General features: G+C 70.7%; 10 protein-coding genes. 3 read left to right on the top strand and 7 right to left on the bottom strand.

Annotated elements, in window-relative coordinates:
• Positions 1-82 precede the first annotated feature (82 nt).
• A complete protein-coding gene (locus tag ACWGB8_RS23695; protein ID WP_452215564.1) occupies positions 83-1,282 on the bottom strand; it encodes an HpcH/HpaI aldolase/citrate lyase family protein in 1,200 nt (399 codons plus the stop codon).
• A 524-nt stretch (positions 1,283-1,806) separates the two neighbouring features.
• On the opposite strand from ACWGB8_RS23695, the gene ACWGB8_RS23690 reads away from it, so the two are divergent.
• A complete protein-coding gene (locus ACWGB8_RS23690; RefSeq protein WP_452215563.1) occupies positions 1,807-2,868 on the top strand; it encodes a TerD family protein in 1,062 nt (353 codons plus the stop codon).
• A gap of 85 nt (positions 2,869-2,953) precedes the next feature.
• Here ACWGB8_RS23690 and ACWGB8_RS23685 read toward each other — a convergent pair whose 3' ends face one another.
• Complete coding sequence (locus tag ACWGB8_RS23685; RefSeq protein WP_452215562.1) at positions 2,954-3,682, bottom strand: Tellurium resistance; 729 nt, start codon at positions 3,680-3,682, stop codon at positions 2,954-2,956.
• 340 nt (positions 3,683-4,022) lie between these two features.
• Here ACWGB8_RS23685 and ACWGB8_RS23680 point away from each other — a divergent pair, with 340 nt between their 5' ends.
• A complete protein-coding gene (locus tag ACWGB8_RS23680) occupies positions 4,023-5,195 on the top strand; it encodes a DUF2637 domain-containing protein (RefSeq protein ID WP_452215561.1) in 1,173 nt (390 codons plus the stop codon).
• 92 nt (positions 5,196-5,287) lie between these two features.
• Here the strand turns inward: ACWGB8_RS23680 and ACWGB8_RS23675 are convergent, their stop codons facing one another.
• From ACWGB8_RS23675 to ACWGB8_RS23655, 5 genes are all read right to left on the bottom strand, one after another.
• Positions 5,288-6,397 (bottom strand): DUF475 domain-containing protein, encoded by a 1,110-nt coding sequence (locus ACWGB8_RS23675; RefSeq protein ID WP_452215560.1) that lies wholly within the window; start codon positions 6,395-6,397, stop codon positions 5,288-5,290.
• Positions 6,398-6,432: 35 nt separating this feature from the next.
• Positions 6,433-7,008, bottom strand: a complete 576-nt coding sequence (locus ACWGB8_RS23670) for a TerD family protein (RefSeq protein ID WP_452215559.1) — start codon at positions 7,006-7,008, stop codon at positions 6,433-6,435.
• Between the two features lie 236 nt (positions 7,009-7,244).
• Positions 7,245-7,820: a TerD family protein gene (locus ACWGB8_RS23665; RefSeq protein ID WP_452215558.1), complete on the bottom strand. Its 576-nt coding sequence runs from the start codon at positions 7,818-7,820 to the stop codon at positions 7,245-7,247.
• Between the two features lie 197 nt (positions 7,821-8,017).
• On the bottom strand, positions 8,018-8,476 hold the full coding sequence (locus ACWGB8_RS23660) for a peroxiredoxin (protein ID WP_452215557.1): 459 nt from the start codon (positions 8,474-8,476) through the stop codon (positions 8,018-8,020).
• A 230-nt stretch (positions 8,477-8,706) separates the two neighbouring features.
• Complete coding sequence (locus tag ACWGB8_RS23655) at positions 8,707-9,144, bottom strand: DUF3052 domain-containing protein (protein ID WP_452215556.1); 438 nt, start codon at positions 9,142-9,144, stop codon at positions 8,707-8,709.
• Positions 9,145-9,681: 537 nt separating this feature from the next.
• Here ACWGB8_RS23655 and aceE point away from each other — a divergent pair.
• The gene (gene aceE, locus ACWGB8_RS23650; protein WP_452215555.1) at positions 9,682-12,432 is read left to right on the top strand and encodes a pyruvate dehydrogenase (acetyl-transferring), homodimeric type; all 2,751 of its coding nucleotides are present in this window, start codon (positions 9,682-9,684) and stop codon (positions 12,430-12,432) included.
• Positions 12,433-12,468: the final 36 nt, after the last annotated feature.

Raw genomic sequence — 12,468 nt, 5'->3', positions numbered from 1 at the left:
GTGATGCGCGGTGGTGCGGTGTCGTTCGGTGGTGCAGTACTGCGGTACTGCTGCGGTGTCGTTCGGTCCCGCTCGGGAGGCGTCAGGCGCAGAGGCAGGCCGAGAGCAGTTCGGCGAAGCTGACGTCCTCCCGGGCGACCCCGAACACCTCCGCCCGCAGCAGGACGCGTTCGGCCCAGGCGCGGTGCGGCTTGGCCTCGTTCATCTTGTTGGTGTACGCGGAGCGCAGGACCCCGCCGCCGCCCTGTTCGCGGGCGAGGATGTCGCGGGCGTCGCTGTACTCCTCGTGCGTCACCACCGACAGGGCGTGCACGGCGGGGACGTGGCTGGGGTGGATGCAGGTCTTGCCGAGCAGGCCGTTGGCGCGGTCGAGTTCGATCTCGCGGATCAGCCCGTCGAGGTCGTGCTCGATGATCCGCTGGCGGACGGCCTCGCCGGAGGGCTCGGCCTCGGCGAACGGGGTGCGGCGCAGCTGGGGCTTGAACATCCGTTCCTGGACCGGGAAGTACTCCCAGACCGGGCCGGTGATGGTGTGTCCGGTGCCGTCGGCGCGGCCGAGGACGTTGACCACGTCGCCGATGACGGCGGCGACCAGCGCGACGTCGTAGGCGGTGAGGTCGGGCGAGCGGCGCAGGCCGTACGCGGAGCAGAGGTCGGTGACGCCGAGGCGGACGGCAAGGATGCGCGAGCGGTACTTGTCCAGCAGCCGGGCTATGCCGAAGAGCTGGTCGCGGCGGGTCTCCAGGTGGGCCAGCTCGGGGGACTCCAGGACGGGCATGGCGAACAGCCGCCGGCCGGTTGCAGCCTCGGCGGCGGCCAGGGACTCCAGGAAGCTGCCGCCGTTCTCGTCGGTGAACTTGGGCAGGACGAAGCCGGTGAGCAGGGCGACGGCCGGGCCGAGGCGCGCGGCGAGGTCGGTGATCTGCTCGGGGGTGCGCACCCGGACGAAGAGGAGGGGGAGATCCTGTGCGCAACTGGTGGAGGAGCTGTCGGCGTGGAGTTCGGTGTGGAGTTCGCCGAGCCGGGCGACGAGGTTGACCTCGGCGGCCGGAACCTCGTGGTCGGCGATGGCGTCCTCCAGGCAGAGCACCATGGAGACCACGCCCCGGGCGCCCAGCTTGCGGATGTCGGCGGCCAGGGTGCTGCGGGTGGCCGGACTGTAGAGGGTGGCGCCGAGGGCGGTGGCGAGGACGGCGGCCTCGCTGTCCGGGGAGAACGCCCCGGGTTCCCGGAGGAAGAGCCGGCCGCGGACGTCGGCGGCGAGGTGGCCGAAGTGGCGCATGGTGCTCTCCTCGGGGGTCTGCGGGCCCTCGATGGCGGGCCGGGCGTGGGCGGACGGTACGGCAACTGCGGGGGCGGCGGTGCGAACCGCTCCGGGCGGCAGGGCTGCTGCCGCTCCCGGCGGCGGGCCGGTGCCGCACCGGGGCCCGGTACTGCCGCGCCCCGGGTCGCGGGGCGCCGCCGTGCCCCGGGGGCGGGGGTGCTGCGGGGTCGGACGCGGGCCTTCACCAGGACCAACAGTCGGTCCGGGCGCGGCGTTCCCGGACCGCACTCCGGGAGGGGCACCGCGGCTCCGGAACGGGCACCGTCCGGGGGAACGCGCAGTACACGGCCCCCGCCGGCCCCCTGGGGCCCGTCGGCCGCAATCGTACGGACGCCGCGGGGGCGCAGGGGGTTCCGAAACAACGAATTCTCGGAAGGTTACCGTCCGCTTCACAAAGCGCAAGCGTTGGCAAAGTCCACCACGGTTCCGCCACCTCCGGTCACGTTGTCCGAAGGGCTGGCGAAGAGGCAGGATGGTCAGCTATGACGCACGTGATGGCCAAGGGCGCCAACATCGCACTGCCGGTGGCGGCGGTCCGCGCCGTGCTGCGCTGGAGCGCCACGCCCGGCGGGCCGGACGTGGACGCGTCCGCGCTGCTGCTGGGCCCCGACAACAAGGTCCGTTCGGATGCGGACTTCGTCTTCTACAACCAGCCGCGGCACCCCTCCGGCCTGGTGCGCCACCTGCCCAAGCAGCAGCTCGCCGGGGGTGCCGAGATCGCGGACACCGTCGAGGTGGAGCTGGCCAAGCTGCCGGCGGACGTCGACAAGGTGATCCTGGCGGGCTCCTCCGAGGGCGGTTCGTTCCGCGGGGTGACCGGGCTGCGCGTGCTGATCCACGACGCCGCGGCCGGCGAGGGCGCTCCCCCGCTGGCCGAGTTCGCGGTCACCGACACCGACGAGGTGACGGCCCTGCTCGCCGGCGAGCTGTACCGCCGGGCGGGTGCCTGGAAGTTCCGCGCGGTGGGCCAGGGGTACGCCTCCGGCCTGATCGGGCTGGCCACCGACTTCGGCATCACGGTGGAGGACTCCGCCGCGGGGGTCGCGGACGCCGTACCCCGCCGCCCGGCCGCGCTCGACCCGCGCGCCCCGCGGCCCGAGCCGGGGACGTTCACGCTGGCGCCGGCCGTCCCGCTGCCCACCGGCGCGCCGCAGCCCTCGGCGGCTCCCCCGCCGCCCCCGGCCCCGCCGACCGTGCCGCCGACGGCCCCGCCCGCGCCCACCGCGCCGCCGGTCCCGCAGCCCTCGTACGGCTACCCGCACCAGGCCCCGCAGCCCCAGCCGCAGCAGGCGCCCGCCCAGGGCGGCTACGGCTACCCGCCGCCGGCCCCGCAGTCCTCGTACGGCTACCCGCAGCCGCACAGCGGGCAGCCCGGCCACCCGCAGCAGCCGCAGCAGTCGGGGTACGGCTACCCTCCGCAGCAGTCCGGCTACGGGTACCCGCAGCAGCACACCCAGCAGCCCCCGCCACCGCCCAGCACCCCGCCGACCGGCGGCGAGGAGTTCGCGCTGCCCCCGCAGGGCCCGCAGTTCCAGCCCCGCTGACCGCCCGCCTCCCCCTCCCCGCCCGCCTATCACCGCCCCGGCTGCCTCCCCCGCCCCGCCCGGCGCGGCCGCTCCGGCGGCGCGGCTACTCCGGCTTGTAGCCGCGCTGCCACTGCATGCCGAAGCCGTACAGCCGGTCGATGTCGGCCTGGAAGCCGTTGACGTACGTGACCTCGCGGCGCACCCGCAGCTGGTTGTCGCCGTCGTTCTCGATCAGCACGACCGCGCAGGAGCGTGCGGCCCGGGCCCGTTCGTCGAGCTTGATCTCGATCCGGGGGCCGGTCTGCGGCACGATCGTCACCACCGCGTCGGCCTGTTCGAAGGCCGGGGTGCCCTCGTAGATGTAGACGAAGACCAGCAGCCGTTTGAACTTGTCCTTCTTCTCCAGGTTGATGTACATCGTCTCGCCGGAGGGCGCACCGAACTGGTCGTCACCGCTGAGCTTGACGAAGGGCGGCTTCTGGAGGTCGCCGAAGTAGCCGCCGAGCGGCTGGACCACGCCCCGGGAGCCGTCGGCGAGTTCGTACATGCAGGCGAGGTCCAGGTCGACGTTCGACTGGGCGGCCGCTCCGCTGCCCGGATCGACCGGGCTGAGGATGCGCGGACTGAACCAGCGCTTCAGCGTCTGGAGCACGCCCGGTCCGGGCGCCGAGCCCCGGTTCGTCCAGTAGAGGTTGATGTAGAGGAAGCCGGTGGTGGCGGCGGCCCCGGTGATCGCGTGCTGCGGGGACGACTTGGTGAGCGTGACCTTGTACGGCCCGCCGCCGTCCAGGGCGTTGCGATTCCCGCGCAGGTACTCCCAAATCGAGGCCATCCAGTCCTCCCCCAGGATCCGCCAGGCTGTCCGGCGGTCCGCCGCTCCATGATCGGGCATCAACCCGCCCGCCGGTACCCGGATCCCCTACCCGCAGACCGGTCCCGGCCACCCCGGCGGGGCGATTGGCGTCCCGTTCCTCCCCTCCCGTACGATGCCGCCCCCTCGGACGCGATATCGTCTAGCCGCACAGGTGTCCCGGCCGTTCCCCGACGGACGCGGTGGGCGCACCCGATCGGCGGCGACGCCCCGTCAGTCCGGCTGCCGAACGTACGGCCTGACTGCCCGTGTCGCACCCGAGCCCCTCTAGTCCCTGCGGAAAGCCGAGGCCCGACCCGCAATGAACCTGACCTCCATACAGCTGGTCTGGACCGTCGTCGGCGGCGTAGCCCTGCTGTTCACCGCCGTCCTGGTGGCGATGCTGCGCTTCAAGACCACCAAGTCCGAGGAGAACGCCGACTCCTGGGAGCGCAGCGAGGAGCGCCGGCGGCGCAAGGAGATGATCTACGGGATCTCCTCCTACGCTCTGCTGTTCTGCTGCGCCGGCGTCGCGGCGGCGCTCTCCTTCCACGGCCTGGTGGGCTTCGGCAAGGAGAACCTGGGCCTGTCCGGCGGCTGGGAGTACCTGGTGCCGTTCGGCCTGGACGGCGCGGCGATGTTCTGCTCCGTCCTCGCGGTCCGCGAGGCCAGCCACGGTGACGCGGCGCTCGGCTCGCGCCTGCTGGTGTGGGTGTTCGCGGTCGCCTCCGCCTGGTTCAACTGGGTGCACGCCCCGCGCGGCATGGGCCACGCCGGCGCCCCCGAGTTCTTCTCCGGGATGTCCATCTCCGCCGCGATCCTCTTCGACCGCGCGCTGAAGCAGACCCGCAAGGCCGCCCTGCGCGAGCAGGGCCTGGTGCCGCGCCCGCTGCCGCAGATCCGCATCGTGCGCTGGCTGCGCGCCCCCCGCGAGACGTACGCCGCCTGGTCGCTGATGCTGCTGGAGAACGTCCGCAGCCTGGACGAGGCGGTCGAGGAGGTCCGCGAGGAGCGCCAGGCCAAGCAGGAGGCCAAGCTGCGCGCCCGGACGGCCGACCGCCGGGAGCGCGCCGAGCTGAAGGCCCTCGCCCGCCAGGGCGGCATGCTGGCCCGGGCCCGCAGCGGCCGCCAGGTCCCCGCGCTGACGGCTGCCGGAGACGGCCAGACCGCTACGGAGCCTGCCCCAGCCGCCGAGTCGGACTCCTTCTCCACCGCCGGGCGGTCCGCCCGTGAGTCCGCACCGCTGAGCGCCCTGGAGGCCGGCCGCCGCCCGCGCGCCGCCGTCGGCTCCTCGTCGTCCACGTCCTCGTCCTCGTCGGGATCGTCGTCCTACTCCTCGGCGTCGTCCTCGGACAGCGGCTACAGCTCGTCGACGTACAGCTCCTCCTCGTACCGCTCGACGGTCGACCTGACCGCCGACGACGACACCCTGTCGATGCCGAAGCTGGACTCCCTGGAGCGCAAGCTGCGCGCCATCGAGCAGCAGCTCGGCTGACCGCCGGGCCTGTAGAACGCCGAACGGCCGCCTCCGCACTGTGCGGGGGCGGCCGTTCGGCGTTCCACGGGGACCGCTCGGGGTCGCGGGAGCTACTTGGCCAGGACGGCCGGTTCGCGCTCCTCCTCGTCGTCGCCGCCCTCCGCGGCGATCCGGCGGTTGCGCAGGATCGACGAGCCGAGGGCGAGCGCGATGAAGCCGACGCCGATCAGACCGGTGACGACCTCCGGGACGTGGTGCTCGATGCCGATCATCAGGATCAGCGCCAGCGCACCGATCGCGTAGTGGGCGCCGTGCTCCAGGTAGACGTAGTCGTCCAGGGTGCCCTTGCGGACCAGGAAGACCGTCAGCGACCGGATGTACATGGCGCCGATGCCGAGGCCCAGGGTGATCACGAAGATGTCGCTGGTGACGGCGAAGGCGCCGACCACACCGTCGAAGGAGAACGAGGCGTCCAGGACCTCCAGGTAGAGGAAGAGGAAGAACGCGGCCCGGCCGCCGACCTGGACGATCGACTTGCCGCTCTTCTCGGCCTCCTCCTCGGCCTCCGCGTCCTCCTCCAGCTTGCCCTCGAACACGCTGGAGAGCGCATTGACGGCCAGGTAGGTGGCGAGGCCGAGGATGCCGGCCAGCAGGACGGTGCCGGAGTGCTCACCGGCGAAGAAGTTCGACACCAGGGCGAGGGTGATCAGCGCGATCACCGTCGAGAAGGCCTCCAGCTTGCCGACCTTCTCCAGCGGGCGCTCGATCCAGCGCAGCCAGTGGAAGTCCTTCTCCCCGAGGATGAAGTCCAGGAAGATCATCAGCAGGAAGATGCCGCCGAACGCCGCGATGGAGGGGTTGGCGGCCTCCAGGTACTGGGCGTAGGTCTGGCCCTCGTGGGTCTTGTCGCCGTTGAGCGCCAGGTCGATGACGGTGGCGGGGTCGAGGTGGGCGGTCAGGCCGACGACCAGCAGCGGGAAGACCAACCGCATGCCGAAGACGGCGATCAGGATGCCGATGGTCAGGAAGATCTTCTGCCAGTACGGGTTCATCCGCTTCAACACGGTGGCGTTGACCACGGCGTTGTCGAAGGAGAGCGAGATCTCCAGGATCGAGAGGATCAGCACGATGCCGAACCCCTCGATACCCCAGAGCAGGAAGGAGACGATCAGACCCACGGCCGTGACCGCGAACGACCAGCCGAATGTGCGCAGGAGCACGGGACTTGGTTACCTTTCGATTCAGTTTTGGGCGATTACTGGACGTTGACGCCGTAGTCGAGGACGATCCCGCGCAGGCCGGAGGCGTAGCCCTGGCCCACCGCGCGGAACTTCCACTCGCCGGCGTAGCGGTACAGCTCGCCGAAGATCATGGCGGTCTCGCTGGAGGCGTCCTCGGTGAGGTCGTAGCGGGCGATCTCCTGCCCGTCCACGGTGTTCACCACCCGGATGTAGGCGTTGCGGACCTGGCCGAAGTTCTCCAGCCGGGCCTCGGCGTCGTAGATCGACACCGCGAAGACCACCTTGTCGACCTGGGCCGGGACCAGGTCCAGGTTGACGATGACGGTCTCGTCGTCGCCGTCGCCGTCACCGGTGAGGTTGTCGCCCTGGTGCTCGACCGAGCCCTCGGGGCTCTTGAGGTTGTTGTAGAAGACGAAGTACTCGTCGCCGAGCACTCGGCCCCCCGAGCACAGCAGCGCGCTCGCATCGAGGTCGAACGGCGCGCCCGTGGTCGACCGGGCGTCCCAGCCGAGACCGATCTGCACCTGCGTCAGATTCGGCGCGGCCTTCGTGAGCGAGACGTTGCCGCCCTTGGCGAGCGTGACACTCATGACTGTCCTTCCTCCCTTGTGTCCGGGGCACGCCTCAGGTCTATGCCCCCGTGGCCCCGGCCGGCCGCTGTCGACCGGCTGAACTTCCTGAACTCCTATCCTTCCAGTGCCACCCCTCCGGGCAGAACCCGGGCAGCGGGGTCCGCCCACGGCGGATCCGGGCACGACGAAGCCGGGGCCGCCCCCGACGCGAGGAGCGTCGGCGGCGGCCCCGGCCGCGGTCCGTCAGGCGCTGCTCAGACGTTCACGCCGAAGTCCTGGGCGATGCCGCGCAGGCCGGAGGCGTAGCCCTGGCCGATCGCGCGGAACTTCCACTCGGCGCCGTTGCGGTAGAGCTCGCCGAAGACCATGGCCGTCTCGGTGGAGGCGTCCTCCGAGAGGTCGTAGCGGGCCAGCTCCTTGTTGTCGGCCTGGTTCACGACGCGGATGAACGCGTTGCGCACCTGGCCGAAGTTCTGCGAGCGGTTCTCGGCGTCGTAGATCGACACCGGGAAGACGATCTTGGACACGTCTCCCGGCACGCCCGCCAGGTTGACCTTGATCTGCTCGTCGTCGCCCTCGCCCTCACCGGTGATGTTGTCACCGGTGTGCTCGACCGAGCCGTCCGGGCTCGTCAGGTTGTTGAAGAAGACGAAGTTGCCGTCCGCGCCGACCTTGCCCTGGTCGTTGCAGAGCAGCGCGCTGGCATCCAGGTCGAAATCGGTGCCCGTGGTGGTCCGGACGTCCCAGCCGAGGCCGACCACCACGGCGGTCAGGCCGGGAGCCTCCTTGGTGAGCGAGACATTGCCGCCCTTGCTCAGGCTGACACCCACTTGTCCTCCAAAGATCGGGAGGCACTCCCTGGTGCCCCCGCGGTGCGGTCGGCGGCCCTGGTCGGCATACGCACCGATGGGCCTCTGACCAGCCAACGGACCGATCGTAGTGCCGGGTTCCCGTCCGGGGGAGCGAACGGGCCCGGCGTGGCTGTTCGAATCTCAGCCGGGCCGGGCCCGCGGGGGTCGCGCAGGGGTCAGAGCGCACCGAGGACGGTCAGGTACTCCTTCTCGTCCCGGGCGTTCGGCAGGTCGTTCACCACGGACCAGCGCACCGTGCCGGCCTTGTCGATCACGAAGGTGCCGCGGACCGCGCAGCCCTTCTCCTCGTTGAAGACGCCGTACGCCTTGGCGACCTCGCCGTGCGGCCAGAAGTCGGAGAGCAGCGGGTACTCCAGGCCCTCCTGCTCGGCGAAGACGCGCAGGGTGAAGGGCGAGTCGGCCGAGACGGCGAGGATCTGCACCTCGTCGTTCTGCAGGCGCGGCAGCTCCTTCTGGATCGCGCAGACCTCGCCGGTGCAGACACCGGTGAAGGCGAAGGGGTAGAAGACCAGGACGACGTTCTTCTTGTCCCGGTAGTCGGAGAGCTGGACCAGCTCGCCGTGCTGGTTCTTGAGCTGGAAGTCCGGGGCCTGGGTGCCGACCTCGATCGCCATGGGAGGGACCTTTCTGACGCGACGGGGCCGCGCGGCGGGCGCGGCGAGGCACATCCTTGCATCCGAGCGACCGGATTCGACCGGACGAGTGAGGCCGCCCACGCCCGATCCGCCCGCTTTCGCCCTCGGCGAACAGGCCTCCCGTCGGCGCGCCCAACCCGCGCCCCGAAACGGCCGGGCCCCGCTGGAGGAAGCTCCAGCGGGGCCCGGCGCGGGCTCTGCGGGTGCGCTCAGCGCTTGCCCGGCTTGGTGACCGCCTTGGTCGCCAGACGGGTCGCCGCCCAGTCCTTGGCGACCGCGATCGAGCTGGTCTGCGACAGGCCGGCGGTACGGGCCGCGTCGGCGATGTCGGAGGCCTCGATGTGCCCGTCGCGACCGGTCTTCGGCGTCAGCAGCCAGATGAGGCCGCCCTCCGCCAGGTATTCCAGGGCGTCGACGAGGGAGTCGGTCAGATCCCCGTCGTCGTCGCGGTGCCACAGCAGGACGGCGTCGGCGACGTCGTCGTAGTCCTCGTCGACGAGCTCCGTCCCGGTGATCTCCTCGATGCCCTCGCGGAGATCCTGGTCAGTGTCTTCGTCGTACCCGAGCTCCTGGACGATCTGGCCCTCGTCGAAGCCGAGACGGTGCGCCGGGTTGGACTTGTCCGCGGGGTCCGCGGTCGCGCTCACGGGAATAACCTCCAGTATTCGGCTCGGCGTCCATGCCGAGGCTGTGGCCGTAGTCCACACGGGCGCGGCGGTTCGCGCAAGTACCCGACCCCCGATCCCCCCCAAAGGTTGACGTGTCGCGCCGTGACACGCCGGTGGAGGTGTCGGGAATCACACCGATTTGCCCTTCTCTGCGTAGGACAAGGATGCTTCGGGTGGTCCCGGCCGGCAGGCCCGCACCCCCTGTACGCAGCCCGTACGCATGCCCGAGATACGAACGGCATTCGGGTCCGCGCGTGCGCGGGCGTAGAGTCTCCTGTTGGCCCTCACCCCGACCGGCCGCCATCGGACGGTCGGGCAACCAGGTCGGACCACCTCTTTTCGTAACACCCGGTGGTGCAAAGCTCGGGCAACAGCGCCCGCGCCGGACACCACCAGACCGGCCCGCTCACCAGGCGGAACGGTTACCGGTCGGTAGAGATGACGGATCTCCGAGCGCGGTAGCACGATGGAGGCGGCGCGACACACCTAAGTTTCGACCGACAGTGAAGGAACAGCGTGGCTTCCGGATCCGATCGCAACCCGATCATCATTGGCGGCCTTCCGAGTCAGGTCCCGGACTTCGATCCCGAGGAGACCGCGGAATGGCTGGAGTCGCTTGACGCGGCCATCGACGAGCGGGGGCGCGAGCGTGCCCGCTACCTGATGCTCCGCCTGATCGAGCGCGCCCGCGAGAAGCGCGTCGCCGTGCCCGAGATGCGCAGCACGGACTACGTCAACACCATCGCCACCAAGGACGAGCCGTTCTTCCCCGGCAACGAGGAGATCGAGCGCAAGGTCCTCAACGCAACCCGCTGGAACGCGGCCGTCATGGTCTCGCGCGCCCAGCGCCCGGGCATCGGCGTGGGCGGCCACATCGCCACCTTCGCCTCCTCCGCGTCGCTCTACGACGTGGGCTTCAACTACTTCTTCCGCGGCAAGGACGCCGAGGGCGAGTCCGGCGACCAGATCTTCTTCCAGGGCCACGCCTCCCCCGGCATCTACGCCCGCGCCTTCCTGCTGGACCGGCTCACCGAGCAGCAGCTCGACGCCTTCCGCCAGGAGAAGTCGAAGTTCCCGTACGGCCTCTCCAGCTACCCGCACCCGCGGCTGATGCCGGACTTCTGGGAGTTCCCGACCGTCTCGATGGGCCTCGGCCCGCTCGGCGCGATCTACCAGGCCCGGATGAACCGCTACCTGGAGCACCGCGGCATCAAGGACACCTCCGACTCGCACGTGTACGCCTTCCTCGGCGACGGCGAGATGGACGAGCCCGAGTCGCTCGGCCAGCTGTCGCTCGCCGCGCGCGAGGGCCTGGACAACCTGACCTTCGTGGTGAACTGCAACCTGCAGCGCCTCGACGGCCCGGTCCGCGGCAACGGCAAGATCATCCAGGAGCTGGAGTCGCAGTTCCGCGGCGCCGGCTGGAACGTCATCAAGCTCATCTGGGACCGCAGCTGGGACCCGCTGCTCGCGCAGGACCGCGACGGCGTCCTGGTGAACAAGCTGAACACCACGGTGGACGGCCAGTTCCAGACCTACGCGACCGAGACCGGCGCGTACATCCGCGAGCACTTCTTCGGCGGCGACCTGCGGCTGCGCAAGATGGTCGAGTCGATGACCGACCAGCAGATCCAGCACCTGGGCCGCGGCGGCCACGACCACGCCAAGATCTACGCGGCGTTCAAGGCGGCCCGCGAGCACCAGGGCCAGCCGACGGTCATCCTCGCCCAGACGGTCAAGGGCTGGACCCTCGGCCCGAACTTCGAGGGCCGCAACGCGACCCACCAGATGAAGAAGCTGACGGTCGAGGACCTCAAGCGCTTCCGCGACCGCCTGCACCTGCCGATCACGGACAAGCAGCTCGAAGAGGGCTACCCGCCCTACTACCACCCGGGCCGCAACTCCGAAGAGATCCAGTACATGCACGACCGCCGCCAGGAGCTGGGCGGCTACGTGCCGACCCGCAAGGTGCGCCCGCGCAAGCTGGAGCTCCCCGGCGACGACGCGTACAAGGCGGTCAAGAAGGGCTCCGGCAACCAGACCATCGCCACCACCATGGCGTTCGTCCGGCTGCTCAAGGACCTCATGCGGGACAAGGGCATCGGCAACCGCTTCGTGCCGATCGCGCCCGACGAGTACCGCACCTTCGGCATGGACTCGCTCTTCCCGTCCGCGAAGATCTACAACCCGCTCGGCCAGACCTACGAGTCGGTCGACCGCGATCTGCTGCTGGCGTACAAGGAGTCCCCGACCGGCCAGATGCTGCACGACGGCATCTCCGAGGCCGGCTGCACCGCCTCGCTGATCGCCGCCGGCTCGTCCTACGCCACGCACGGCGAGCCGCTGATCCCGGTGTACGTCTTCTACTCGATGTTCGGGTTCCAGCGCACCGGCGACCAGTTCTGGCAGATGGCCGACCAGCTGGCCCGCGGCTTCGTGCTCGGCGCCACCGCCGGCCGCACCACCCTGACCGGTGAGGGCCTGCAGCACGCCGACGGCCACTCCCACCTGCTGGCCTCGACCAACCCCGGCGTCGTCGCGTACGACCCGGCGTACGGCTTCGAGATCGCGCACATCGTCCAGGACGGTCTGCGCCGGATGTACGGCTCCAGCGCCGAGCACCCGCACGGCGAGGACGTCTTCTACTACCTCACCGTGTACAACGAGCCGATCAAGATGCCGGCCGAGCCGGAGAACGTCGACGTCGAGGGCATCCTCAAGGGTCTGCACAAGTACGCGCCGGCCACCGCCGGCCAGATCCCGGCCCAGATCCTCGCCTCGGGCGTGGCGGTGCCGTGGGCCCTGGAGGCCCAGCGCATCCTCGCCGAGGAGTGGAACGTCAAGGCCGACGTGTGGTCCGCGACCTCCTGGAACGAGCTGCGCCGCGAGGCCGTCGAGGTCGAGGAGTTCAACCTGCTGCACCCCGAGGAGCCGCAGCGCGTCCCGTACGTGACCGCCAAGCTCCAGGGTGCCGAGGGCCCGGTCGTCGCCGTCTCCGACTGGATGCGCGCGGTGCCGGACCAGATCTCCCGCTGGGTGCCGGGCCGGTACCAGTCGCTGGGTGCCGACGGCTTCGGCTTCGCCGACACCCGCGGCGCGGCCCGTCGCTACTTCCACATCGACCCGCAGTCGGTGGTGCTGGCGGTGCTCACCGAGCTCGCCAAGCAGGGCCTGGTCGACCGCAGTGCGCTGAAGGAGGCGATCGACCGCTACCAGCTGCTGGACGTGGCCGCCGCCGACCCGGGCGCCGCGGGCGGCGACGCCTGATCCGGTAGGCACCGAAGGGCCGGACCCCCGCTCGGG

This window comes from Kitasatospora sp. NPDC054939 (genome assembly GCF_053610105.1).
This window is presented reverse-complemented; position numbering and strand designations above follow the sequence as displayed.